At 60.5% G+C, this 25940-nt stretch carries 26 protein-coding genes, 1 tRNA gene, 1 other RNA gene and 1 pseudogene; 11 read left to right on the top strand and 18 right to left on the bottom strand.

Annotation, left to right across the window (positions count from 1 at the left end; translation table 11 throughout):
* Nucleotides 1-3 precede the first annotated feature (3 nt).
* Nucleotides 4-1623, bottom strand: coding sequence for a L,D-transpeptidase family protein (locus AC1965_RS07970; RefSeq protein ID WP_483886748.1), 1620 nt, complete (start codon nt 1621-1623; stop codon nt 4-6).
* A gap of 314 nt (nt 1624-1937) precedes the next feature.
* Between AC1965_RS07970 and mepK the strand changes: the two genes are divergently transcribed.
* The gene (gene mepK, locus AC1965_RS07965) at nt 1938-2507 is read left to right on the top strand and encodes a peptidoglycan L,D-endopeptidase MepK (RefSeq protein ID WP_483886747.1); all 570 of its coding nucleotides are present in this window, start codon (nt 1938-1940) and stop codon (nt 2505-2507) included.
* 169 nt (nt 2508-2676) lie between these two features.
* Here mepK and AC1965_RS07960 read toward each other — a convergent pair whose 3' ends face one another.
* From AC1965_RS07960 to AC1965_RS07885, 16 genes are all read right to left on the bottom strand, one after another.
* Nucleotides 2677-2934: a hypothetical protein gene (locus AC1965_RS07960; RefSeq protein ID WP_483886746.1), complete on the bottom strand. Its 258-nt coding sequence runs from the start codon at nt 2932-2934 to the stop codon at nt 2677-2679.
* A gap of 280 nt (nt 2935-3214) precedes the next feature.
* Nucleotides 3215-3304: transfer RNA gene (locus AC1965_RS07955), tRNA-Ser, on the bottom strand.
* 72 nt (nt 3305-3376) lie between these two features.
* Nucleotides 3377-4096 carry an alanyl-tRNA editing protein gene (locus AC1965_RS07950; protein ID WP_483886745.1) on the bottom strand — a complete coding sequence of 240 codons (720 nt, stop codon included), beginning with the start codon at nt 4094-4096 and terminating at the stop codon, nt 3377-3379.
* Complete coding sequence (locus AC1965_RS07945; protein WP_483886744.1) at nt 4093-6429, bottom strand: DUF3772 domain-containing protein; 2337 nt, start codon at nt 6427-6429, stop codon at nt 4093-4095. The genes AC1965_RS07950 and AC1965_RS07945 overlap by 4 nt, the downstream gene beginning before the upstream one ends.
* Nucleotides 6426-7460: a cysteine synthase A gene (locus tag AC1965_RS07940; protein WP_483886743.1), complete on the bottom strand. Its 1035-nt coding sequence runs from the start codon at nt 7458-7460 to the stop codon at nt 6426-6428. The genes AC1965_RS07945 and AC1965_RS07940 overlap by 4 nt, the downstream gene beginning before the upstream one ends.
* Nucleotides 7461-7473: 13 nt before the next feature.
* Nucleotides 7474-8607, bottom strand: a complete 1134-nt coding sequence (locus AC1965_RS07935; protein ID WP_483886742.1) for an NUDIX domain-containing protein — start codon at nt 8605-8607, stop codon at nt 7474-7476.
* A 4-nt stretch (nt 8608-8611) separates the two neighbouring features.
* The gene (locus tag AC1965_RS07930; protein WP_483886741.1) at nt 8612-9052 is read right to left on the bottom strand and encodes a TrgA family protein; all 441 of its coding nucleotides are present in this window, start codon (nt 9050-9052) and stop codon (nt 8612-8614) included.
* 21 nt (nt 9053-9073) lie between these two features.
* Nucleotides 9074-10291, bottom strand: a complete 1218-nt coding sequence (locus AC1965_RS07925) for a class I SAM-dependent methyltransferase (protein ID WP_483886740.1) — start codon at nt 10289-10291, stop codon at nt 9074-9076.
* Between the two features lie 70 nt (nt 10292-10361).
* Entirely contained in the window at nt 10362-11786 is a 1425-nt protein-coding gene (locus AC1965_RS07920; protein ID WP_483886739.1) for a cryptochrome/photolyase family protein, read from the bottom strand.
* 59 nt (nt 11787-11845) lie between these two features.
* A complete protein-coding gene (locus AC1965_RS07915) occupies nt 11846-13069 on the bottom strand; it encodes an aminotransferase class V-fold PLP-dependent enzyme (protein WP_483886738.1) in 1224 nt (407 codons plus the stop codon).
* Between the two features lie 99 nt (nt 13070-13168).
* Nucleotides 13169-14812 carry a BCCT family transporter gene (locus tag AC1965_RS07910; protein ID WP_483886737.1) on the bottom strand — a complete coding sequence of 548 codons (1644 nt, stop codon included), beginning with the start codon at nt 14810-14812 and terminating at the stop codon, nt 13169-13171.
* 181 nt (nt 14813-14993) lie between these two features.
* On the bottom strand, nt 14994-15416 hold the full coding sequence (locus AC1965_RS07905) for an HIT family protein (RefSeq protein ID WP_483886736.1): 423 nt from the start codon (nt 15414-15416) through the stop codon (nt 14994-14996).
* 64 nt (nt 15417-15480) lie between these two features.
* Nucleotides 15481-16467, bottom strand: coding sequence for an acryloyl-CoA reductase (gene acuI, locus AC1965_RS07900; RefSeq protein ID WP_483886735.1), 987 nt, complete (start codon nt 16465-16467; stop codon nt 15481-15483).
* 80 nt (nt 16468-16547) lie between these two features.
* Complete coding sequence (locus AC1965_RS07895; RefSeq protein ID WP_483886734.1) at nt 16548-16997, bottom strand: DinB family protein; 450 nt, start codon at nt 16995-16997, stop codon at nt 16548-16550.
* Between the two features lie 59 nt (nt 16998-17056).
* On the bottom strand, nt 17057-17704 hold the full coding sequence (locus AC1965_RS07890; RefSeq protein WP_483886733.1) for a DUF1326 domain-containing protein: 648 nt from the start codon (nt 17702-17704) through the stop codon (nt 17057-17059).
* Nucleotide 17705: 1 nt separating this feature from the next.
* Nucleotides 17706-18494, bottom strand: a complete 789-nt coding sequence (locus tag AC1965_RS07885; protein ID WP_483886732.1) for a DUF2182 domain-containing protein — start codon at nt 18492-18494, stop codon at nt 17706-17708.
* 79 nt (nt 18495-18573) lie between these two features.
* Between AC1965_RS07885 and AC1965_RS07880 the strand changes: the two genes are divergently transcribed.
* The 10 genes and pseudogenes from AC1965_RS07880 (at nt 18574) to AC1965_RS07835 (ending at nt 24965) form a co-directional block, all read left to right on the top strand.
* Nucleotides 18574-19311 (top strand): FadR/GntR family transcriptional regulator, encoded by a 738-nt coding sequence (locus tag AC1965_RS07880; protein WP_483886731.1) that lies wholly within the window; start codon nt 18574-18576, stop codon nt 19309-19311.
* Between the two features lie 190 nt (nt 19312-19501).
* Nucleotides 19502-19849, top strand: a transfer-messenger RNA (tmRNA) gene (ssrA, locus tag AC1965_RS07875).
* A pseudogene (locus AC1965_RS07870) lies at nt 19829-19972 on the top strand (hypothetical protein); the annotation flags it as partial. The gene ssrA and the pseudogene AC1965_RS07870, both read left to right, overlap by 21 nt.
* 231 nt (nt 19973-20203) lie before the next feature.
* Nucleotides 20204-21019, top strand: a complete 816-nt coding sequence (locus AC1965_RS07865; protein ID WP_483886730.1) for a chromate resistance protein ChrB domain-containing protein — start codon at nt 20204-20206, stop codon at nt 21017-21019.
* Complete coding sequence (gene chrA, locus AC1965_RS07860; RefSeq protein WP_483886729.1) at nt 21016-22263, top strand: chromate efflux transporter; 1248 nt, start codon at nt 21016-21018, stop codon at nt 22261-22263. The genes AC1965_RS07865 and chrA overlap by 4 nt, the downstream gene beginning before the upstream one ends.
* Before the next feature lie 72 nt (nt 22264-22335).
* Complete coding sequence (locus AC1965_RS07855) at nt 22336-22818, top strand: SspB family protein (RefSeq protein WP_483886728.1); 483 nt, start codon at nt 22336-22338, stop codon at nt 22816-22818.
* A 97-nt stretch (nt 22819-22915) separates the two neighbouring features.
* Nucleotides 22916-24307 carry a class II fumarate hydratase gene (gene fumC / locus AC1965_RS07850; protein ID WP_483886727.1) on the top strand — a complete coding sequence of 464 codons (1392 nt, stop codon included), beginning with the start codon at nt 22916-22918 and terminating at the stop codon, nt 24305-24307.
* The gene (locus AC1965_RS07845) at nt 24304-24480 is read left to right on the top strand and encodes a DUF4169 family protein (protein WP_483886726.1); all 177 of its coding nucleotides are present in this window, start codon (nt 24304-24306) and stop codon (nt 24478-24480) included. The genes fumC and AC1965_RS07845 overlap by 4 nt, the downstream gene beginning before the upstream one ends.
* Nucleotides 24477-24725, top strand: coding sequence for a ribbon-helix-helix domain-containing protein (locus AC1965_RS07840; RefSeq protein WP_483886725.1), 249 nt, complete (start codon nt 24477-24479; stop codon nt 24723-24725). The genes AC1965_RS07845 and AC1965_RS07840 overlap by 4 nt, the downstream gene beginning before the upstream one ends.
* A gap of 48 nt (nt 24726-24773) precedes the next feature.
* Nucleotides 24774-24965: a hypothetical protein gene (locus AC1965_RS07835; protein WP_483886724.1), complete on the top strand. Its 192-nt coding sequence runs from the start codon at nt 24774-24776 to the stop codon at nt 24963-24965.
* A gap of 47 nt (nt 24966-25012) precedes the next feature.
* Here the strand turns inward: AC1965_RS07835 and AC1965_RS07830 are convergent, their stop codons facing one another.
* Entirely contained in the window at nt 25013-25906 is an 894-nt protein-coding gene (locus AC1965_RS07830) for a fructose bisphosphate aldolase (protein WP_483886723.1), read from the bottom strand.
* Between the last annotated feature and the right edge of the window lie 34 nt (nt 25907-25940).

Genomic DNA, 25940 nt, shown 5'->3' with positions numbered 1-25940 from the left:
GAGTTACCCCTGAACGCCGCGCATGGCCACCCCTGCCTTGGCCAAGGCATCCCAGATGCGCGCATCCCGGCCATAGACATCGGCGCGGTATTCGGTGTGGCCACGGGCATTGGTTACCGCAGTGCGGTAGATCAGATGCACCGGCACCGGCTCTTCCAGAACGATCTTCTGCTCGCGGCCAGAATTCAGCGCTGCCTTGAACACACCCTGCGGATCGTCTGTCTGCCGCGCCAGAAGCGTGTAGGCAAAATCAAACGGATCGGCCAGACGCACACAGCCGTGGCTAAAGGCGCGCACGTCCTTGGCAAAAAGGCTTTTTGACGGGGTGTCGTGCAGATAGATGTTATGCTTGTTCGGGAACATGAATTTCACCAGCCCCAGCGCGTTGCCCTTGCTGGGCGGCTGGCGCATCGAAAACGGAAAGGTCCGCGCGGTATAGGCGCCAAAGTTTACCGCCCCCCGGTTCACTTTGCGGCCCCGACGATCGGTGATCTCGATATGGCTCACGGCATTGCTGTTGCGCTGAAGAGCCGGCAGATATTCCTTGGTCACGATCGACCGCGGCACGTACCAGCTTGGGTTCACCACCATATGCTCCATCATGTCCGAGAACTCTGGCGTCGGGCGGTCTTCGCTGCGCGCCCCGACAACCGACCGGGTCTCAAACGTGATCTTGCCATCGTCAATGACGCGGGCGGTGAAATCCGGGATATTGACCAGGATATGCCGCTTACCCCGTTCGGTGTTGAACCAGCGCTCCCGCTCCAGCGCGACCATCACCGATTGCAGACGCTGTTCGACGCCGACGTTGATCTGATCCATTGTTGCGGCACCGGCCACACCGTCGGCGTTCAACCCGTGGTCAATCTGGAACTGCTGCACGGCGTCCTGCAACGCGGCGTCATAGACCTGCGTGTTAGAGCGCGCCAGATATTCCATCGCGATCAGCCGATTGCGCAAGGCCACCACGGCACTGCCGCTTTCGCCCGGCTTCAGCACCGACGCGGGCACGCTAGGTCCCCAGCCGCCCCGCGACAACAACCGCTCCATCGTGATCTTTTCTTTCAGCAACGCATTGTATTCCAGACTGCGCGGCGGCAGTGCCCGAAAGAACGCCGCCGGTGCCGCAGATGCGGCCAGCCCGGTCAGATACGCGCCCCGGTCGCGATAGGGAATCTCACGCACGATGGCCCTGTCGATACGGTTGGGGATGAGCACGCCAGTCTGAATGTCACGGGCGTACTGCAAGAACACACGGCTCAGTTCGACTTCGGCCAGCCCCTGATCACGGGGGCTGCGCACCGACTGCAACAGCGCCATCACCGCGTCTGGGTCATAGCGTGCGATCGGCAAACCATGGGCATCCGCAGTGCTGATGGCACGCAGCAGTTCGGCACGGCGCGCCCGATCGGCATCGCCCGGCCCGGTCCAGATTGGGGCGTAATTGGTGGTACGGTAAAACGCAGCGATATCGTCATCACGGGCCGCAGCTTCGGCCACCGCCTGCTTGAACGCAGTAACCTGCGCCTGCGCGGGTACGGGCACGGCGACCCCTGCCAGCAACACTGCCAGACCAACCATCAAAGCCGAAATCCAGCGCATAAGTGAACCGTTTAATGTCATTATTTTCCCCATGAACAGACAACAGGCGTTGAACCAAGCATTGCCAAACTGCCGCAGCACAAGTCCATTCACATTTCCCGTGAGCGATAATCTTAGTGGTATATGATGCCGAAAAGGCACCTCTTTCCCTTAGTATTATGACAAACCTAACGGCCTCTGCGCAAAAAATCGCCTAAATTTGCAATTACATGGAACCCGCGGGATTCAATACTTGGTTCATTTATTTCGCTATGTAATAACCAAGATGCATCTGGGGATGAGATGAACCGCCCAAGTAACATCTTGAGCATTTTGGCAGACGACGGGACAGAGACATGACAGGCAAAAGCACTACGGGTATGACCCGGCGCGCCCTTTTGGGTGCCTTCGCAGCAACGACCGTGGCAGCAGCTCCTACTTTCGCAAATGCAGCAGGTTTCCTGCGCGGCGCCGGCGACATCCGCCGCATCCGCATGTATTCGGGGCGCACCGGTGAACGGCTTGATATGATCTATTGGATCGAAGGTCAGTACATCAAGGACGCAATCAAAGAAGTTAATTATTTCATGCGCGACTGGCGCACGGATGACGCCATCAACATTGATCTGCGCACCGTCGACATCATGGCCGCCGCGCATAACCTGCTGGACGTCAACGAACCTTACATGCTCCTGTCCGGCTACCGCAGCCCACAAACCAATGCGATGCTGCGCTCTCGTTCACGTGGTGTGGCCAAGAACTCGCTGCACATGAAAGGCCAGGCGGCTGATTTGCGGCTCGGGTCGCGGTCGGTCAGTCAGGTGTCCCGCGCGGCAATCGCCTGCCACGGCGGCGGCGTCGGTCGTTACTCCGGGTCCAACTTTACCCATATGGATTGCGGCGTAGTGCGCAGCTGGGGCGGCTAAACGCCCCCCTCCTTACCAGACACATGGAAAAACAGGCACCTTCCGGGTGCCTTTTTCTTTGACCGACGCTGAACCGTCCCACGGCCATATCTCGCATTGCACGCCACGCGGCTGACGCGGCCCCATCGCGCATCACGATTGTCCTCCGACCGGGTCGGAGGACATCTTGTCACTCGCTGCGCGTCAACGCAGTCGCCGGTTTGGCTCCGTTGTCCCCGTCAGATGTAAACGTCAACGTGACCTTGTCTCCGGCCATCAGGTCAGACGGAACAAGCGTTTTGGCATCCAGCCGCCAAACAGATTTATCAGCCAGAACAATGACATTGGCCAAACGGTCATAGGCGACGATCTCACCCGATGTCTGGTCCGCAAAGGCGGGAGCGGACAACAGGGTGCTTAACAGTGCAGGCACGATGAATAGGCGCATTTTGGATCCTCCGATACAGCGCAGACCCTATATGTGTGCTGTGCATCTACGCCGCGCAATAGCCGCCCGGTCGCCAGGATCAAATAAACCTTGCACCACGGGCGCGAACCACCTTGTCCGACGTCAAGACACATGGAAAGACGCGCCTGCCCCAAAACGGCAGGACTAAAACCCCGGCACGCAAAATGCGCGACCCCGCGCAATCACGCAGATCCCAAGCCATCAATAATCGAGATATTTAACAACCAATCGCGCGCCCTAAGGTCGCACAAAGGTATATTGGCGGATCGACAGGGATTCGAACCCTGGAGACGGTCTCCCGCCTACACACTTTCCAGGCGTGCGCCTTCGACCACTCGGCCACCGATCCGTTGAGCGCGGGTTTAGCTTGGCCTGCGCCCCAGTTGCAAGAGGGAAATCCCGCATTTTTCGGTTAAATCAATTAGCTGTCCAGATGAACATAAATCCGACGGCTTAATCGGCCCTTTTTCTCGATCTTACCCAGACGCAAGGCCCCAATTTCACCGGTCCGCGCCACATGGGTGCCGCCACAGGGCTGCAAATCAATCCAATTGGTGTCCTCACCGATCCGCACCAGCCGGATGTCGGCTGCGCCACGTGGCGGCTGCACTGCCATCGTCTTGACCAGATGCGGTGCAGCGGCCAGATCAGCGGCGCTGATCCACAGCTCGTTCACCCGCGCGTCGATCGACACATATCCGTTCAGCGCCTGTTCCAATGCGTCCCGGTCCTGCGGCGCATCTGGCATGTCGAAATCCAGCCGCCCATGACTGGCTGACACCTGTCCGCCTGTCACGCCAAAGGGCACCACCACCGACAGCAGATGCAGCGCCGTATGCACCCGCATGTGCCGGTGTCGGCGGTCCCAGTCCAGCCCCTGCACCACATGCGCCCCAATCGGCGGCAACGGCACCGGCTCTGACGGCACCAGGGCAATATGACCATTGTGGTCCTTGATCGCCGTGGCAATCGGCAGGCGCTGGCCATCCCAGGTGATCCAGCCGCTGTCACCGGGCTGCCCGCCGCCCACCGGATAGAACAGGCTGCTGTCCAGCACCACACCGCCCTCGGCGGTATGCCCGGCCACCCGTGCCGGGGCCTCGCGCATATAGGGATCGTCGCGAAACAACAGACGCGTCACTCGGACGGCTCCGTCGGTGTGCTGCGCAGCGCCTCGGGGTTGCGCAGCCACAGATCACGCTGGGCAAAGGGTATTTCGATCCCCTCTTCCTTGAACTTTGCGGCGATGGCGTGGTTGATGTCATTTTTGACAACCATCATCCAGTTGATATCGCGCAGATAACAACGCACCTCGAATTCCAGCGCATCGGCCCCGAAATTCACGAACAACACATTGGGCGGCGGGTTGGTCAGCACGATCGGCTGCGCCTGCGCGATCTCGCGCAACAGCCCCTCGACCCGTTTGGTATCCGTGCCATACGCCACGCCCACGGTCACAATCAGCCGCCCCACGGTATTGCCGCGTGTATAGTTCGTCACCGTGCCACTGATCAGATCGGCGTTAGGCACGATCACGTCGGTACGGTCAAAGGTCTCGATCCGGGTCGAGCGTACCGAAATATCGCGGACATAGCCCATCTGCCCCCCGACCTCGATCCAGTCCCCCTCGGAAATCGGTCGTTCGATCAACAGAATGATGCCCGAGACAAAGTTTGACACCACGTTTTGCAGACCAAAACCGATACCAACCGACAGCGCACCTGCCACATAGGCCAGCGCGCTCAGATTGATGCCCGCCCCGGTGATCGCCAGCAAGGCAGCAAGGAAAATCCCGACATAGCCCAGGCCCGACACGATGGCGTTCTGCCCGCCAATGTCCATGCGCGTCTTGGGCAGGACGTTGCTGCGCAGCGCCCCCTGAACCAGTCGCGTCACGGCATAGCCGATGATAAAGATGATTGCGAAGGTCAGGAAATCAGTGGGCGAAATGCGGCTGTCACCCACGGCAAAACCGCGGCTGAACAGCGCCCAAAGCTCTGTCAGGTCCGTCACGCGCGCGCCCCAGGCCAGCGCCCCGACCGGCAGCGCCATCAGGATTAGCACCAGCCCGAACAGCACCGGCATCAACGCCTCGCGGGCCTGCACGCCCTGCCCGGTGATTGCGCCGTAAACGTCAGCGGAAAACCGTTGCAGCACCATCACCAGCCCCAGCAGGACCAGCGTTGACACATAGGGCGGCAGCAGCGCATCCGCAGCCGAGAAATAGCCGCTGATCAACAGCAGCGGTGCCAGCACCGACACCACAATCGCCCCCAGCCCCAGCCCGTTCACAAACCGGCTCAGCGTTGACACGCGCACCTCTGCGGCGCTGTCACTTTCGTCGCGCGGATCGACAAAGCCGCGCAGGATGCGGCCAATGTTGAACAGCGAAAAGGCGGTCAGCAGCATCACCGGCAGGCGCAGCACACCCTCGGTGGCCGGCGCCGGATTGCCCGCATCCAGGATCGTGCTGATCAGCACGCCCAGCACAATGGTCACGGTAATCACGCTGACATAAAACCGCACCCGCTTGCGTTCGGCTTCCGGCAGCAGGATCAGCGCCTCGTCGTCATCGCGCGAAAACACCCGCTCTGCGACCCAGCGAAAGCCCAGCATCGCCCCGCCCAGCACCGGGATCAGCAACACCACCGATGTGCCCAACGGCCCCACCAGATCGGTCGCCAGAACCGCCATCGACAACAGCACCAGCCCGATTGTGGGCAGGATGATACGCAGCAACGACACCGCAAAGCGCCAGATGCCAAACCCCCGCGCGCCAAAGCGTTGCAGCCGCTGCACGATATTGGCCGACCACCGCCGCCCGCGCAGGATCAACACCAGCCCAAAGGCGGTCAGCAACAGCACAGCAGGCAGGTTTTCACGCAAGCGCGGCCAGATGTCCGCGCCGTCACCCGGCTGATTTTCGACCCAGATCGCCGACGCGGCAGCCCGAAAATCGGCAATCGCAGGCCACCAATGGGCCGGGTTCAGCGGCGTGGGCGTGACCGTCAAAAGCTTTTCCGTCTGGCGGTCGCGGATCATCTTGTCGATCTGGCCGATCAACCCGTTGGCGCGCAGAAATTCCGCCTCGGCGCGCTGCACCGGGGCCAGAAAACCGTTCAACTGCCGGGTCAGCTCTTCGCGTTTGGCCGCCACATCGGGGGCTTCGGGCTCGGACCCTTCGCCGTCGGGCAGCGGGCCAAGCGCCGCCAATTGTTCGCGCAGGATCGCGATGCGCCCGTCGTTCATGCTGCGCGCGGCGTCGAACTCCTGACGGTATCCGACCATCCGCTTGCGCAGGATATCCAGCACCTCGTCACTGTCCGCGCCGGTGTCCACCGCATTCTCTGCGGATTTTGCCAGCGTGTTCCAGCGCTCAAAGTCAGGCAGTCCCGCATCCTGCGCAAAAGCCGCCCCCGCCAGCCAGACAGTGATCGCCAGCAGGCCCAGACAGTGCCGAAGAAAAATGGTCATACGTCCTCGAACACACCCGGGATCGACGCTGGTGCGCTCTCAAGCCAGCCAGGTGTCGGCAGGCCCTTTTCGCGCAGGAAGTCGGGATTGAACAGTTTCGACTGGTACCGCGTGCCAAAGTCGCACAGCACCGTCACGATGGTATGCCCCGGCCCCATGTCGCGCGCCATGCGCACGGCACCGGCCACGTTCACGCCCGACGACGCACCCAGACACAGACCCTCGTTCTTCAGCAGATCGAACACCACCGGCAGCGCTTCGGCGTCGGGGATGTTATAACTGAAATCAGGGGTGAACCCCTCAAGGTTCGCGGTGATCCGCGCCTGCCCGATACCCTCGGCGATTGAACTGCCCTCGGCGGTCAGCTCGCCCTTGGTATAAAAATTGTGCAACGCGGCGCCATCAGGATCGGCCAGCGCGATCTTTACGCCCTTGGGCTGCAACGCCATCGCCACACCCGCCAATGTCCCGCCCGACCCCACAGCGCAGCAAAATCCGTCGACCTTGCCACCGGTCTGTTCCCAGATTTCCGGGCCAGTTGTCTCGATATGCGCCTGCCGGTTGGCGGTGTTGTCAAACTGGTTGGCCCAGATCACACCCTCATTTGTGGTCCGCGCCAGCTCCTTGGCCAGCCGTTCGGAATAGCGCACAAAGTTGTTGGGGTTGCGGTAAGGCGCCGCCGGCACCTGCACCAGCTCCGCCCCGGCAAGCCGCAGCATGTCCTTTTTTTCCTGGCTCTGGGTTTCGGGGATCACGATCACCGTCTTGAACCCCATAGAGGCCCCCACCAGCGCCAGCCCGATCCCGGTGTTCCCGGCGGTGCCTTCTACAATCGTCCCGCCGGGCTTCAGATCACCGCGCGCGATGGCGTCGCGGATGATGAACAGCGCCGCACGGTCTTTGACCGATTGTCCGGGGTTCATGAATTCGGCCTTGCCGAGAATCTCGCAGCCCGTCGCTTCGCTCGCCGCGCGCAGCCGGATCAACGGCGTGTTACCAATGGCCTCGGCCAGATCAGATGCAACCTGCATATTTGCCCCCAGATTAAACTGATACTGGTGTAGCCCCAGCCCCCGCCAACCTCAAGCGTTCCCGGTGCCGCGCCAGCCAATAAGCGGCCAGAACCAGCGGCGCATTGGCAGCGTGCAATCCGTCCACCAGATCCATCAGCGCGTCGAACCCGATCACATGCGACCGGATATCCTCGTCTTCACTGTCCAGTCCGCCCAGGCCCGCCGCGCTGTCAGGCAGATCAGCCAAGCCCACGAAAATGTGATAGAATTCCGTCGAGTTGCCGGGGCTGGCATAGACTTCGGCCACCCGTTCCAGCGCCCCCAAGGTGATCCCCGCCTCCTCGCGCGCCTCGCGCCGGGCGGTCTCTTCGGGTGTTTCGCCTGCATCCATCCGCCCTGCAATCGGCTCCAGTTGCCAACACGCGCGGTCGCCCCGCGCCAGCGGCCCCATGCGGAACTGCTCGACCAGCAGTACCCGGTCACGCACCGGATCATACGGCAACACCAGCGCTGCATCCGCCGCGATGAACACCGCGCGCAACACCTCTGCCGACATTGCCCCGTCAAACCGCTCATGCCGCAGGCGCATGTCATCCAGCGCAAAGAAATTCGCATAGCTGCGGGTGCTCTCGATCACCTCGACCTTGCCCTGCTTTGTCCCCGCCCCATGCCGCGACTGTGCCGCGTTTACCTTGGATGCCGCCCGCGCCCGTATCATCGGAAACATGGCGTCAACCGCGTTACGGCTCTTGTGGCCCAGATAGCCCATGACCTCATGCGCCGCGTGGCACGATATCTCGCCCCAGTCATTCGCCCAGTCCGCCAGCACCCATGGCCCTCGCGCCGTCCAGCGGCCGGGCTGCGGCAGATAGACCTGCGCCTGCGATCCATCGGCCAGCGTCACCGCCGCCAGATCATAGTCAAAAGCGCCCTCGTAAAAATCCAATCGTTCGATATCGCGCGCGCTCAAGCCCGCGACCACGATCCCTTCGGCGCTGGCCCCCTCCCTGACCTCGATCGTCGGAAACGGCCCCTCGGCCACCGCCGACACGGCATAACCCCGCAATTGCGCCGGCCGCGCATCCAGATCGTCGGGCGCGCGGCCAAGCACGATCTGCAACAGCGGCAAATGCCGCAATGTGCCGTAGCAAAACAGATTTATCATACCGTCAACGCCAGCGGTTGTGGGCCATTTCGACCATCAGACCCGACACCACAGCGCCCACGAGCATCGCAATACCGATGGGCACAGTGGCAATTATCACGGCATATTCCGCCCCGATCTGCACAATCGCGATCAGCGCCTCAAAGGCGTTGTCATACCGGTGGCGCATCGCCAGACGGATCATTTCGTTGGTGGCCTGCACCGCAACCCCCCAAAGCACCAGAACAAACACCCCCGTCAGCCCGTTATTGATCGCCGATGTGGTGCCACGCCCCGCGCGCCGGCCCATCACGATCCAGCCAACTGCCAACCCCAGAACCATATTCACCGGGGTGAAATAGCCAAAATCAGTACTTTCGGGCATCAGCGGCATCACCATGCCCGACAGGACAAAGGCCAATACGGCAAGGCAGAAAGCCGCCATCAGACGTGCAGCGGTAGGCATGGATCGGCTCCTAGAGGTTACTCACCCCGAAATGGGTCGCCTTACCGTAATCTGCGTAACGTCACAATTTCCACTGTCAAATGTCGCTGCACAGGAAGTGAGGTAAAAATTCCACATCCGGCGAAACCGCTCGTCAAAGCCGAGGGCCGTGATCTGATCCCATTTTTCGTTGAAGGTCTCGTGCCAGCGCCGCAGCGTCAGATCATAGCTTTTGCCAAATTCCACTGACCGATCCACGATAAGCCCTGCGCGCTCCACCTGACCGCGCAACACCTCCGGGCTGGGCAACATGCCCCCCGGAAAAATGTACTTTTGAATGAAATCGACGCCGCGCTTGTACACTTTCCAACGCCGGTGCTGCACCGTGATGATCTGCAAGGTCGCCGCCCGGCCCGGCTTCAGCCGCGCACGCAGCGTGTCGAAATAGACCGGCCAATACTGCTCGCCCACCGCCTCGAACATCTCGATGCTGGCGATGCCGTCATAGCTGCCGGTCTCATCGCGGTAATCCTGCATCTTGAACAGAACCTTATCGGAAAGTCCCGCCTTTTCAATACGTTCCACCGCGTAGTTAAACTGCTCCTGACTGATCGTCAGCGCCGTCACCCGCAGGCCCCGCTCGCCAGCGGCATATTCGGCAAAGCCGCCCCAGCCACAGCCGATTTCCAACACATGATCGCCCGGTTTCACCCCCATCTGATCTACCATCGACTTGTATTTGGCCCGCTGCGCTGCCTCCAGCGACAACTGCGCACCATCCTCGAACAAGGCCGACGAATAGGTCATCGTATCGTCTAGCCACAGCCGGTAAAATTCATTTCCCAGATCATAATGGTGGCTGATGTTGCGCCGCGCCTGAGCACGGTTGTTGCGTTGCAGCCAAAAGCGGAACTTCTCGAACATCCGCACCAGCCCCTGACCCGGAAACCCGTCATAAATGTCTTCGTTCCCCGCATGAACCAGATCCATGAACGCCTGCAAATCGGGCGTCGACCACCATTCATCCAGATAGGCGTCGCAAAACCCCAGATCGCCTTCACGGATCAGCCGGGCAAACAGATCGTTGTTATGGATTTGCACTTCGGCGACCGGACCGGGCCATGTCCCTTCGGCGCGAAACACCCGCCCATCGGCCAAGACAAAATCGATACGCCCGCGCTGCAACTGCTGCGCCTTGGCATAGACCTGTGCGAAATAGCGCGGCAGCCCCTGCTGTCTGTCAATTGTAGTCAGTATCATGCCCATGACCCCGGTCTTTGGTTTTGGTGAGCGGGTTCAGTTTACCCCCGGCTCACAGATTAACAAACTTTTAAAAGTCGCGGTTTTCATAGGCCGCGAGGGCACGTTTACGACCCTGTGAAAGGGATACGATGGGCGCGGGATATGGATCACTTTTTGACAGGCTCCATTGCTGTGGGATCGCGTCAAAATAGGCCAGCGCGTCGGCGTGCGGATTGGCACGGTCCTCGGCGATCCACCGGCTGACATAGTCGCGCTGTTTGTCGAACCGATCCAGTTGTGTATCGGGGTTGAACACGCGGAAATAGGGCGTCGCATCCGGCCCCGACCCCGCCGACCATTGCCAGCCCATCGCGTTGCTGGCCGGGTCCCAGTCGATCAGACAGTGCTCAAACCATTTCTGCCCGATCCGCCAGTGGCACATCAGATGTTTCGTCAAATAGCTCGCCACAATCATCCGCCCCCGGTTGTGCATCCGCCCGGTGACATACATCTCGCGCATCGCGGCATCGACGAACTGCACCCCGGTGCGCCCCTGCTTCCACGCCTTTACTTCGGCGCGGCGCTCGTCCTCGTTCCATGGGAACGCCTGCCATTCCTCGCGCCAGTTTTCCGTCAATATGCGCGGCGTATGGTGCATCAGATGATAGGCAAACTCGCGCCAGACCAACTCCTTGGCAAAGGTCTCGGCCCCGCGTTTGCCCTCCTCCATCGCGCGCTTCGCCGCGTGCCAGCATTGGTGCGGGCTGATCTCGCCCAAGGCGAGGTTCTCCGACAGGTTCGATGTGCCATCCTGCCCCGGTATATCGCGGCTTTCGCCGTATCCGTCGATGATATGCGCAATGAATGCCCCCAGCCGCGCCTGCGCTGACTCCTCGCCCAGTTGCACGAACGGTCGCACCACATCTGCGCCCCGCTGCATCGCGGCCCCCATCTGCCAATCGTCCAGATCATCGCTTTGGGGCCAGCTTTCGGGGGCCGGTATCTTGCCCGGCGCGCTGCGCGGCGCATCCACCCCCACCCCGCGCACCGCCTTCCAAAAGGGGGTATAAACCTTGTAAGGCCCGCCGGTCTTGGTCTGCACCGTCCAAGGCTCAAACATCAGATGCCCGCCGAAACTGCGCGCCTCGATGCCGTCCTCGCTCAAAGCGTCCTTGATCTCACTGTCGCGTGCCACACTGTCAGGATCATAGAGCCGCGACCAATAAACCGCCTCCGCGCCTGTGTCCGCAATCAACTGCCGCAACGCAGCCAACGCCCCCGGCGCACGGCGCAGGATCAACCGGCTGCCCTTTTCCGCCAGCGCCTCGGCAAAGCAGCTAATCCCCAGCCCCAGCCGCCATTTAGGCGCAGCCCCAAGCCCGCCCACCAGATCGTCGTGGACAAAAACCGGGATCACAGGCCGCCCGCTCTCGCAGGCTGCGGTCAGTGCCGCGTGGTCGCTCTGGCGCAGGTCACGGCGAAACCAGACCAGAATGGGGGCAGCATTTGTCATGTCGTGTCAACCTCTTGGCATGACATCGAAACATAGCGCGCCCCCGCTCAGGTCAAGCGTTACAGCACCGCATCCAGCGCATTCAGCAGCTGATCCACCTCCGCCTTGGTCGTGTAATGGGTGAAACTCAACCGCAGCACGCCACGGTCCTCGTCCACGCCCATGGCCCCCAGCGCACGGCCCGCATAGAAATCGCCGCCCCCCGCCATGATGCCATGATCGGCAAGCTGGCGCGCCACGTCCTCGCCCGGCTGGTTCAGCGCCAGCGCCACGGTCGGGGCACGCTTGCGCGCATCGGTCGGCCCGATCACCCGCACCGAATTGCGCGCAGACAAGCCATCCAGCAGCGGCTGCAACAGCGCAACCTCATGGTCGCGCATCAGATCATGCACCGCCACACCACGCCCCCGGGCATCAGCCGCACCACCGACATGATGCGCATAAAACGCGTCGACATAATCGGCCATCCCGGCACAGGCCGCGACCTGCGCATGGTCCGGCCCCGCAGGTGTAAACCGTTTATAAAGCGTGTCACCGTTGAACACATGCCCCTGGTTCGGCAGCAATTCCCCCAACGCCCGGCGGATCACCATCACCCCCTGATGCGGCCCAAACGTCTTGTAGGCCGAGAACAGGTAGATATCCGGCCCCAGCCCGCCCACATCGGCAAAGCCATGCGGCGCGTATGACACCCCATCGACACAGACAAAGGCGCCCGCCGCATGGGCCAGCGCCGTGATCTCCGTCACCGGGTTGATCTCACCCACCACGTTGGAACAATGCGGGAAACACACCAGCCGCACCTTGTCGTCCAGCAGGTTTTCCAGCTTGTCGGTGTCCAGATGCCCGGTTTCGGGGTCAATCTGCCACTCGCGCACCTCGATCCCGCGCTCGGCCAGCCGCCGCCAGGGGCCGGTGTTGGCCTCATGGTCCTGATTGGTCACGATGATCGCCTCGCCGGGCTGCATCATCTGGCCAAAGGCCTGCGCCAGAACATAGGTGTTCTGCGTCGTCGACGGGCCAAAAGACAGCTCATCCGTGTCCACGCCGAGGATCGCCGCCATCCGCGCGCGCGCCTCGTCCATCTCGGCCCCGCCCAGCGTGCTCGCGGCATAAGGCGCATAGGGCTGCACCTTGCGCTGGGTGTAAAAGCGGAACAACCGATCAATCACCGGCTTGCAGGTATAGGACCCGCCCGCGTTTTCAAAGAAAGCCTGCCCCTGAAGGGACGGCTCAGCGAAGGCGGGAAATTGGGCCCGGACCCATTCTGAATCAACTGTCATGGGCAGAGCGTCCATCGCCACCGCGCCAAGGTCAAGCCATTGAAAACGAAAAACGGCGGCCCCGAAAGGCCGCCGTCAAAAACATCATATCTTGCAGGCCTATTTGGCCTTGGCGCGTTCATCCTGCAAGCCGCGGAAGATGCACCAGCACATGAACATCAACAGCACGGTGAACAGCAACCCGGTGGAAATCACCATGGATTGCAAGGCCGCCAACCCGCCGCCAATCAGCAGCGCAATGGCCACGGCACCTTCAAAGATGCACCAGAACACACGCTGTGGCACAGGTGCGTCAACCTTGCCCCCGGCGGTGATGGTATCAATCACCAGCGACCCGGAATCCGACGAGGTGACAAAGAACACCACAACCAGAACAATCCCGATGAAGGATGTGATCGACGCCAGCGGCAATTGATCCAACATGCGGAACAACTGCAACGGCAGCTCTGCATCCTGCGCACCGGTATAGCTGTCTGCCAGCACCTGATGGATCGCAGTACCGCCAAAGATCGACATCCACATCACGCAGACAATCGACGGGATCAACAGAACGCAGGTGATAAACTCACGCACCGTGCGGCCCCGGCTGATCCGGGCGATAAACATGCCCACAAAAGGTGACCAGCTAATCCACCACGCCCAATAGAACGATGTCCAGCCTTGGGAAAAGTTCACATCCTCGCGGCCAAATGGATTTGCCAATTGCGGCAGATATTGCACATACGCGACCAGCGAATCCCAAAAGAACGTGATCAGGAACACGGTCGGCCCGACGATCAACGTGAACACCGCCAGCAATGCCGCCAGACCCATGTTGATCTCGCTCAGCACCTTCACACCGCCATCAAGGCCACGCAACACCGACACCAGCGCAATGGCGGTAATGATCGTGATCAGCACCACCTGCGAGGTTTGCCCCATTGGCACGCCGAACAATTCGTTCAGCCCCGCGTTGGCCTGTGTCGCACCCAGACCCAGCGATGTCGCCAGACCAAAGAGCGTGGCAAAAACCGCGATGATATCAATGATATGCCCCGGCCAGCCCCAAACACGTTCGCCCAGTATCGGGTAAAACGCCGACCGGATGGTCAACGGCAGACCCTTGTTATAGGTGAACAGCGCCAGCGCCAGCGCAACAATCGCATAGATCGCCCAAGGGTGCAGACCCCAGTGAAAGATCGTCGCGGCCATGCCCAACCGGACAGACCCCGCCTCATCACCCGACGCAGCGCCCAAAGGTGCCCAATCGGTGCGCAGCCCGTTTTCGCCAATCGCCGTCTCGCCCAACGAGGTCGAGAAATGCGTCAGCGGTTCGGACACGCCGTAAAACATCAGGCCAATGCCCATACCCGCGGCAAACAGCATCGAAAACCAGCCGGCGTAGGTGTAATCTGGCACCGCTTCGTCACCGCCCAACCGGACCTTGCCCAAGGGCGTCACGATCAGCAACAGCGCAAAGATTACCGCAATGTCCGCAGCCCCCAGCAGGAACCAGTCGAAATTCTTGGTGGTAAAGTTAAACATCGCCTTAAAGATGCCCGACGCCTGTTCCGGCAAGGCGATGGTATAGAAAACAAAGGCCACGATCGCGGCCCCCGAAATCGCAAAGACCGGGTTGTGAATGTCCATCCCGAAGGGGCCAATGGTGGCCTCGAAATTGTCCTGTCCAATTTCATAATCTGTATCAATGACATCGGCGATACCGTCAGGTTCCGGTATCCCGTGCGAGGTCGTATCGCTCATGGATTTGTCCCTCCATATGTGATGCGTCGTGCCACCCGCAGGGCAGCAGACCCATTTCTCTTGTGTATGGTAGGGGTTAGCATAGGGGCTTAGACCACAGGGGCAACCATTTGCCTCTGATCCGGGCCGATCCGTCCCGAAACGACGTACATACGAACAAATCGGGACGAATATCTCGCGTTCAGACGTCCAATGCGGCGGTTATCGCCTCGGCATGGGCCTTGATTCTCTCCATATCGCCCATCGTGCCCGGTACGCGCATGGTCTGCCCCTCGTGGCGCGGCAAGATGTGGAAATGCAGGTGAAACACCTCCTGCCCGCCTGCCGCCTCATTGAACTGCTGCAACGTAATGCCATCGGCGCCAAACGCCCGCATCGCGGCATTGGCCACCTTGTTCACCGTCACCATACAGGCCGCCAATTGTGCCGGGCTGGCATCCAGCATGTTGCGGCAAGGCGTCTTTGGGATCACCAGACAATGGCCATCGCTGCGGGGCATGATGTCCATGAAACAATAGGTCTCGTCGTCCTCATAAACCTTGAAACTGGGGATTTCACCGCGCAGAATCTTGGCAAAGATATTGTCGTCGTCATAGGCGGTCATCACGCTCTCCTTTGGGTTCGGGCGGTTGGCGCTATTAACCACACCGCCCGAAGCCTGCGCAATATCAGCCGTTCACATCAACCACGACGCGCCCCTTGACCTGCCCCGCCAGAATATCCGCCCCCAGCTTGGGCAGATCCGACAGCACCGCAGGGGTAATCATCGCCTCCAGCTTGTCCATCGGCAGGTCTTTTGCAATCCGCTCCCAGGCGCGCAGACGGTTGTCATAGGGCTGCATCACGGAATCGATGCCCAGCAGGTTCACCCCGCGCAGCAGGAACGGGATCACCGTCGCGGGCAAACCTGCACCACCGGCCAAGCCGACGGCAGCAACGCTTGCGCCATACTCCATCTGCCCCAGCACCCGCGCCAACATCGCCCCGCCCACTGCATCAACACAGCCGCCCCAGGTCTCGCCCTCCAGCGGGCGTTTGACGGTCTCATTAATCTCGTCGCGCGCCACGATCTGACTGGCCCCAAGGGACGTCAGATAATCCGCCGTCTCGGGCCGCCCGGTCACCCCGGCCACTTTATAGCCAAGGTTCGCCAATATCGCCGTCGCGACAGATCCCACACCACCTGCGGCCCCCGTCACCAAAACCGGCCCCGCCTTGATGCCGTGATCTTCCAGCGCCATAACAGCCAGCATCGCGGTAAATCCCGCCGTGCCGACGGCCATCGCCTGCCGTGTGTCCAGCCCCTTGGGCAGCGGCACCAGCCAGTCAGCCTTGACCCGCGCCTTCTGCGAATAGCCACCCCAATGCGCCTCGCCCACACGCCATCCAGTCAACACCACCTTATCGCCGGGCTTGTAGCGGTCGTCGTCCGATGCCTCGACCGTACCGGCAAAATCAATGCCCGGCACATGTGGATAGTTCCGCACCAAACCGCCCCCAGGCCCGATGCACAGCCCGTCTTTATAGTTCACCGTCGAATATTCGACCGCCACGGTCACCTCCGCATTGGGCAGCTGATCCTCGGTCATCTGCACCACCTCAGCCGAGGTTTTTCCTTCGTCATTCTTGTTCACAACCAATGCGTTAAACGACATTCTTCATCCCTTTCATCTTACCAAATATATCTCAGGGGTGCCCATCAGGCCGGCCCCTCGGTCCCACCTTTCGACGCGACTTAACCCTCAGGCATGAACGGCAGATCCGACACCGGCGCCTCCTGCCCGGCGGCGGTCAGCATGGCATGCACCTGACCGCGGTGATGGGTCTGGTGGTTAAACAAATGCGCCACGCAAATGGCCATGGGCATCGTCATGTCATGCCCAACGCTTCCGGAATACCACGTCAAATCCCCCGCCAGGTCGAACTGCTTGATCCCCTTGGCCCATTGCTCAATCTCGCGATCACAGCGATCACGCGCCACGGCCCAGTCGGCCTTATCCGCACAAAACCCCGTGGAGGCCGCGATACCGCCCTCGCTTGGCGGCATCGGACGGCGGCTGTCAAACCGTGAAAGCCACGCCAGATCACCCCACAGCAAATGGTTCAAGGTCTTTTGAATTGACCCAAAAAACGCCCCACGTTCCGCGTCCAGCTCCGCTTGATCCATCACGTCAACAACGCGCATCAACTGATTGTTTTGCCACGCATTATAACGCGCCATCATCTGAACGTAGCCGGGGGTAATCACGGGTTCGGACCCTGCCAGTCAATTGGACAAATCTCTGCCGACATACCGCCGAAATCCCAGACCCGGCCGTAATCACGTACCCGGCTTTTCAGCCCCTTGGCGGCGATGATATCAGGCCCCATCCAATATTTGGAATTGCTTACCATCACCGGATGGTCCGGTGATTTGCCTGTCAGCATTTCAATCTCGCCCTGAATCTTGCGGCCAATCATGATGCTGCGTTTGGTGCCCTCGCGTACAATTTCTACGGGCGCACGTTCCGCGCCGATAATCTCGCTCACCAGCATGGTAAACAGCCCGGTGGTGCCCCCCGCCGCGCCGCTGAAAATCTGCAACAGCCCGTTATACGCCGCCTCGCTGGCGCGCTCATCCACATAGGCCGCAACCTTCCAATTGCCTTCGCCCATCCGACCCGGAATATCGACCAACAGCCCCACATTCAGCCCCGACAGGTCTTCGCCTTCGTAATGGCCCTCGTCGACCGCAATCGCCATCCAGGCGTGGCAATGCCCCTCGGTCGGGGGATGCGCGCCAAGGCTGACCACGCAGGGACAGAACACGGTGCAGGAACAGTTCAAAAACAGCTCTCCCTTGATTGCCCACTCCGGGGCCTTGCCCGGTTTGCTTGCTTGTTTATCCGTCATCTTATCCTCCTGCGATCACGGGCCAGCCCGCCACGACGCAAGCGCCGAATATCAAGGCAAAACCCATTGGTTTTGTTACGTAATGTCCGATTTGCGGCAGTTTTTCGACCACCATGAAAAGCGTCGCCAACCCCATCCAGGCCAGGTTCATCACACCGCCCGCGAACCCCAGCACCATAAAGCCCCAGCAGCAGCCGACACAAAACGCGCCCAGCCCCAGCCCCATGCGAAATCCACCCGCTGCGCCGGGCCGCCAATGGCCCAGAAAATACATCATTGGCGAATGGCATACCCCGTGGCAAATCTCCTTTGCGCGGGTGAATTGGAACAGCCCCACCGCCAGCAGCAGCGCCGCCGCCAGCCAGCGCGACCGCGCGATGCCCAACATGTCGATCAGCCCGCCATGCAACAGCGCCAGTTGCAGCGCCGCGATCGCGGCGGCAAACGCCAGCCAGACGGCAAAGTAGCCCGCCAGCACCGCCAACCACCCCGCCCGCGTGCCATTGGCTGATGTAATCAGGTCTTCGTAGGCGCGCATGGTCGGTACCATGGTGGGCACCATCATGGCCGCCATCATCGCGCCCCACATCACAAACAGCGGCCCGAACCGCGCCATCGGCATGTCCATATCCATGCCGGGGTCCATCCAGCGCATCACGTCGCCCATCGCGCCCGGACGGCCCAACAGGTCGACATCCATCTGCATCGCCATGGCATACATCATCCACCATGCCGCCAGCACGAGGCCGAAAAAACCCAGCCACAGGGTGGATCGGATAAGTGATGTCATTCGGCGTTCCTCCACGACTCGGACTTGCGAAATTAATGTCAGACATTTAAAGTTCCGGCAAACAATAAATGTAAGACATATGAAAATTGACCCCACCAACCCCGCCGATCTTTCCGCGCAAATCGCCGCTGCGATCCGCGATGCCATCGTTGAGGGGCGGCTCATTGTCGACCAGCGGCTGCCGTCCGAGGCAGAGCTTTCGGACCAGTTCAACGTCTCGCGTCCCACCGTGCGCGAAGCGCTCAAACGCTTGGCTGCGCAATCGCTGATCCGGACCCAGCGGGGTGCCACGGGCGGCGCCTTCGTCAACCGCCTCAGCTTTGAAGAGGCCTATGTCCAGCAGATCACCACCTCGACCCTGTTGCTGTCGATGAACGCCATCAGTTTCGAGACCGCCTGCGAGGCACGTTATGCACTTGAACGTGCCTGCGCCCCGCTGTCCGCCGCGCGCCGAAGCGCTGATCATCTGGCCACCATGCGCGCCGAAATCCACCGCCAGGCGCAGCCCGGCCTGACCGACGAGGCGTTTTGTGCCTCTGACGTCGCGTTTCACCGCGCGCTGGTCGATGGCGCGGGCAATCCGGTGCTCAGCTATCAACTCGCCGGCGCGGTCGAGGCGATGCAGCCCCTGATGAACATGATCACCTTCACCGCCCGCGACCGTGCGCAAATCATCGCGCTGCACACCGATATCGCCGACGCAGTCGAGGCCAGCGACGGCGCCGCCGTCACCGCCGGTCTGACCGCGCTCGAGGCCGAAACCCAGGCCCTTGCCGAAAGCGTCTTTGCCGCCCGCCGCGCCAAGTCGGTCGGCTGACTGCCGTTGCCAATCCGCCTTCGGATTGGGGCGCGGTGGGTTAACCCCGTGCCATTCTGCCCCAGACGCGATGGTCCGTGTACGCCGGGTGTACGCGCAGTGTACAACTTGTGACATTTTACCTTTTGTTAATTTTGTTTGTTAACAACGACCTGTAGCGCACAGCTCATCGCGAATTTTCCACATCACGCCCCTTGCAATTCGCCCCCTTCAGCCCTACCTTATTCTTGTCCTTCGGGACTATGGACATAAACGCGCTCGTAATAAGCGGATCGGACCCGGGGGCGGTACCCGGCGACTCCACCAAACATCCTTCATTTGGGGATCATGGGGTCGAAACAGGATCGACGAACGTCTAAAGGTGTTGCTTTGTCTCGGTGAGTTACCACCGTTATCGGTACAAAATGTACAATTGCAAATGACAATCGTGCTCCAGTTGCGATGGCCGCGTAAGCGGTTTCAGTGACTGAAATCTAAGTCCTTGGGTTTAGCGACTTAAGGCGGGGTTCGCAGGTACCTGGCAACAGAAACCTGCACTTACCTCCCCTCACCATTACGCCCCAGATTTTTCCATATTACGGGTGATTGGGACGGCCCGCATGTCTCGCTCATCGGTGCATATGACGCCGAAAAGGACGCGGTTCTGATCCTCGAAGTCGACCAGGAATGGTACGTTCCTTATTGGACGCCAGTGCCTGTGCTGCTTGACGCATTGACCAAACCCACCTCGGCGGAACATGGCGTTCTGCAAGGCGAAACCGGCGGTGTTGTGATCGTCGCCCCGGCTTGACCCAATTGGCGCAGTGCCGTATCTCTGCCTCATGGGGACAGCGATTGCCCCGTGAGGCTCCGGCCCAAAGATCGCATCCTGTAGCCAACAAAGGATGCCCTTATGCCTGCGCCCAATGAAATCACCGTCCCGCAACTGCTGCGCCTGATCGGCACACCCGATGCGCCCGTGATTGTCGATATCTCCATCGACCCGGATTTTGCCGACGACCCCTTTCTGATACCTGGTTCCTTTCGCCACCCGCATTCGGAAATAGCCACTCTGAAACAGCGGCTTGCGGGGCGATCCTGCGTCGTCACCTGTCAGCGCGGTATCAAGTTGAGCCAGGGTCTGGCCGCCCGGCTGCGCGCCGACGGGCTGGTAGCAGAATACCTCTCGGGCGGCATGTACGCCTGGCGTGATCACGCGGGCGCCCCCCGTATTCCCGCCGCTGCACTACCGCCGCCGGTTGATGGTGCAACCCTTTGGGTCACGCGCCACCGGCCCAAGATTGACCGCATCGCCTGCCCCTGGCTGATCCGGCGGTTTGTCGACCCCGATGCCCGTTTTCTCTTTGTGTCGCCGCCCGAAGTCTTGGGCGTGGCCGACCGCTATGGCGCCACGCCCTTTGACGTCGAAGATACCTTCTGGTCGCACCGCGGCGAGATGTGCACATTTGACACGATGCTGGCCGAATTCGGCCTTCAGACAGAGGCACTTGACCAGATGGCGCAGGTGATCCGCGCCGCCGACACCAACCGCCACGACCTCGCCCCCGAGGCGGCCGGGCTGCTGGCCCTTTCCGTGGGGCTGTCGCGCCAATACCGCGATGATCTGGCCCAGCTTGAGGCCGGCATGGTGATCTATGACGCGCTTTATCGGTGGGCGCGGGATGGTGCCGGTGAAGGCCACGATTGGCCCGCTGGGCGCGCCCAATGACTGCCCCCAGTTGGCGGGAAATGACCCGCGTCTTTGGCCGCATTGGCTTGCTGTCCTTTGGCGGCCCCGCAGCCCAGATCGCAGTGATGCACCGCGAACTGGTCGAACTGCGCCCCTGGCTGTCTGAGCAAGCCTATCTGCGCGCCCTGTCGCTGTGCATGCTGCTGCCGGGGCCAGAGGCGATGCAACTGGCCACCTATGCCGGCTGGCGCAAGCGGGGCGTGGCCGGTGGGCTGCTGGCGGGGCTGCTCTTCGTGGTCCCCGGCGCGCTGGTGATTGCCGCATTGGCGCTGGGATACGCATGGTACGGGCAATTGCCACTGGTCCAGGCGGCGTTTCTGGGCATCAAGGCGGCGGTCATCGTCGTGGTGTTTCAGGCCCTGCGCAAGGTGGCCGCCAAGGCGCTGCATGGGGCGCAAGGCTGGGCGCTGGCGCTGGCGTCTTTCATGGCTCTTTTTGTGCTGGGCCTGCCGTTTCCGCTGATCATCCTGTGCGCCGCACTGCTGGGGCTGGTCCAGCGTGCGGGCCCCGAAGCGATACCCGAAACCGCCCCCGCAGCCCCCGCGCATACGCTGCGCACCCTGCTGATCTGGGGTACGCTCTGGGCGGCCCCCTTACTGGTGCTGGCGCTGCTCGGGCAGGATTTTCTGCTGCAACTGGGGCTGTTTTTCTCCAAACTCGCGGTTGTCACCTTCGGCGGGGCCTATGCCGTGCTGGCCTATATGACCCAGACCGTCGTGCAGGATTACGGTTGGATCACCACGGATCAGATGATCGACGCGCTGGGGCTGGCCGAAACCACACCGGGGCCGCTGATTCTGGTGACTGAATTCGTCGCCATGCTGGCTGGTTTTGCCCACAGCGGGGTCTGGGGCGCGGTTGCGGCTGGAATGCTGGCCGTTTGGGTCACCTTTACCCCCTGTTTTCTATGGATATTTCTAGCAGGCCCCTATCTTGAACGGATCTCTGCCCAGCCGCGCATCGCGGGCGCCCTGCGGGCCATCACGGCCGCGGTTGTCGGTGTCATCGCAAACCTGTCGGTCTGGTTTGCCCTGCATGTGCTTTTCGACAAGGTTACGCCGCGCGTCTGGATGGCCCTGCCCGCCCCCGATTTGGCCAGTTTCAACCTGCCCGCTGCCATCTTTACCCTGGCCGCGGCGCTGCTGATGATGGTGTTCAAACGCGGCTTTGTGCTGACGATGTTCCTGCTGGCGCTGGCAGCCCTCACCTTGAGCGCGATTTAGCCAAAGCCCCCTTTTACTCGCCGACAATTGGGCTATGCTGATCCTGCCCATGGGCCAGACCGGAGAGAATGAATGAGCCGCAGCATTGATTATGGCAACCTGATGCACGATGCCATGCGCGGGCTTATCCGCAAGGTGTTGATTGATGTGCGCGACAACGGTCTGCCCGGCAGTCACCATTTTTTCATCACCTTCGACACCGCCCACCCCGATGCGGAATTGGCTGATTGGTTGTCCGATCGCTATCCCGGCGAGATGACGGTGGTGATGCAGCACTGGTATGATGGGCTTGAGGTCACGGAAGAAGGGTTTTCTGTCACGCTGAACTTTGGCGACGCACCCGAGCCCCTGTATATTCCCTATGATGCGATCCGCACGTTTGTTGACCCATCGGTGGAATTTGGCCTGCGGTTCGAGCAACAGGAACCCGAAGCCGTGGATGACGCAGAGGACGACGAACCAAGCCTGGCCCAGATCCACGAACACGAGTTGGAAGTGGCCGAAACCCGCGTCAAGGATGCCGAAATCGTCTCGCTCGATTCCTTTCGCAAATAGCATTTCAAATTGGCGTTAGCGCCAACCGTTCATTGCGCAGCGGCCTTCGTGCGGTTACACCGCTGGGCGACGCATTTGCCACATCAGGAGCCGCATTATGGCCGATACCCGCACCGAAACCGACAGCTTTGGCCCGCTTGAGGTCCCTTCCGATAAATACTGGGGGGCGCAGACCCAGCGGTCGATCATCAACTTCCCCATTGGTTGGGAAAAGCAGCCTATCGCCATCGTCCGCGCCCTTGGCGTGATCAAGAAAGCCTGCGCGCAGGCCAACATCGCTCAAGGGTCGCTGGACCAGGCGCGCGGAGACGCGATCATTCAGGCGGCGGGTGAAGTGGTTGAGGGCAAGTTTGACGACAATTTCCCGCTGGTGGTCTGGCAGACCGGTTCTGGCACGCAGTCCAACATGAACGCCAACGAAGTCATCGCGAACCGCGCGATCGAACTGATGGGCGGCGTGATCGGATCGAAAGATCCCGTTCACCCCAATGACCACTGCAACATGGGCCAATCGTCCAACGATACCTTCCCCACCGCCATGCATATCGCCACCGCCATGATGGCGCGTGACGTTCTGCTGCCCGGTCTGGAAAAGCTGCATGGATCATTGCAGGACAAGGTGGCCGAGTTCGACGGCATCATCAAGATCGGCCGGACCCACACCCAGGATGCGACACCCCTGACGCTGAGCCAGGAGTTTTCCGGTTACGCGCATCAGGTCGCCATGAGCATCGCACGCGTACGCGACGGTCTGGGCCGGATTTACGAGCTGGCACAGGGCGGCACCGCTGTCGGCACCGGTCTGAACACCCGTAAAGGCTGGGCCGAAACCGTGGCGCATAACATGGCTGAGATCACCGGCCTGCCCTTTGTGACTGCGCCCAATAAATTTGAGGCGCTGGCGGCGCATGACGCGATGGTCGAAATCTCGGGCCATCTGAAAACCACCGCCGCGTCGCTGTTCAAAATCGCCAATGACATCCGCCTACTGGGCTCTGGCCCGCGCTGTGGCTTGGGTGAATTGGTCCTGCCGGAGAATGAGCCGGGTTCGTCGATCATGCCGGGCAAGGTGAACCCGACACAGTGCGAGGCGCTGACGCAGGTTTGTATCCACGTGATGGGCAACGATGCCGCCGTGGGGTTTGCCGGGTCGCAGGGGCATTTCGAATTGAACGTCTACAAGCCAATGATGGCCTATAACGTCTTGCAATCCATGCAGCTTTTGGGTGATGCGGCCTCGGCCTTTACCGATAACCTGATGGCGGGCCTCAAGGCCGATCCGGTTCGGATCGAAAAACTGATGCGCGAATCCCTGATGCTGGTGACGGCACTGGCGCCTGAAATTGGCTATGACAACGCCACCAAAGTTGCCAAAACCGCGCATAAAAATGGTACAACGCTAAAAGAAGAAGCCATCGCACTGGGCTATGTTGACGAAGAAACCTTTGAACGGGTCGTGCGGCCTGAAAACATGATAGGACCAAAATGAGCGCGCCCATAAACCTCAGCAAAGTGAAGAAAGAGCGCAACCGCGCCTCTCGCAAGGCCCGCGCCGATGAAAACGCGGTGCAATTTGGCCAATCCAAGGTCGAAAAAGACGTGCTAAAGGCCCGTCTGGCCAAAATCGCCAGCAATCTGGAAGCGCATAAGCGCGACAAATGAGTGCGCGGCCCCGCAAACACTCGGTGACCCTGCGGGGTCACCGGACGTCTGTATCATTGGAAGATGAATTTTGGGCCGAATTCCGCGCAATTGCGGATGCAAAAGACATGCCGATCAATGCTTTGGTCGCCGAAATTGATGCCGAACGCGGCATTGAGATTGGGCTGGCAAGCGCGATCAGGCTTTATGTCTTGCGAGACTTAAAAGATCAGGCGTTAAAAGATCGTTTACCAAAGAACGGGTAGGTTTTGCGCATGAACCTGCGCCCCTCACCTTTGTCGCCTGACGTTTGGATGAACGATATTTTCGCATCGAAAGCGGCGGCGTCTGGGCGGGTTATCCGCCGCAATGCCCGCGATATCGAACGGTTTGTGGGCCGCGCCGCGTTTGAGGCTGAGGTACGCAGGCGCGGCTTTCAAGCCATTGAAAATGCAGGTCAGGTGATCATCCTGTGTAATACCGAAACGATCACCCGCTGGGTGTAACCGTTTTCTTTTAAAGAAAACGGCCCGGAATTTTCAAAAAATTCCGCTTAAGCCACCGATGCTTTGTAAATCTTGTCGATGTTTGTACCCAATGCGGTGTTGAACTCTTCATCCGACATTTTCACATTCAACCCTTCGGTCAAGGCGCGGCTAAAGCTCGCGATCATGCTCGAATTTTGCGCCAACCGCGCGCAGGCGTCGTCTGTAGAATAGCCGCCCGACAGGGCCACCACACGCAGCACATTGGTATGCGCCGCCAGTTCATCATAGCGCCCCGCCTTTTCCGGCAGTGTCAGCTTCAGCATCACCATCTCGCCCTCTGGCAGATCATTGAGGTGCTTCATCAGCTCTTGTGCCAACAGGTCTTCCGCTTCTGCCTTGCTATCGGAATGGATGTTCACTTCCGGCTCAATGATCGGCACGAGGCCCGCCGCAGAAACCTGTTTGGCGACCTCGAACTGCTGTTTCACCAAGGCCGCGATGCCTTCGGCGTTGGCCTCATGAATGACGGATCGTTCCTTGGTACCGAAAATCCCTGCATTGGCCGCACGTTGCAGCAGCGCGTCCAGATCGGGCATCGGTTTCATCATCTGAACGCCAAAACCAGTTTCTTCCAGGCCCTTGTCGATCTTCAGAAACGGCACAACGCCCCGGTCCTTCCACAGCAGCTCGGCCACAGGCGTACCGTTGATCGCGTCGTCCATCGTACGTTCGAATAAAATCGCGCCGATCACTTTGTCGCTGGTGAAATCTTCGGCCAGAATGATCCGCGCGCGCATGTCGTGCATCGCCTGGAACATAGCGGCCTCACCGCTGTAATCGTCAGGCTCAACCCCATAAAGGCTCAGTGCCTTGGGGGTTGAACCGCCCGACTGGTCCAACGCCGCGATAAAGCCTTTGCCGCTGGCCATCTGAATTTTCTGTGCGCCGTTGATCCCCATGTGACTTTCCACTTTCTGTCTGATTCCGTTTGCT

This window comes from Sulfitobacter sp. KMM 9851 (genome assembly GCF_057178245.1).
The sequence above is the reverse complement of the archived record's forward strand: the minus strand, read 5'-3'. Positions and strand labels throughout refer to the sequence as shown.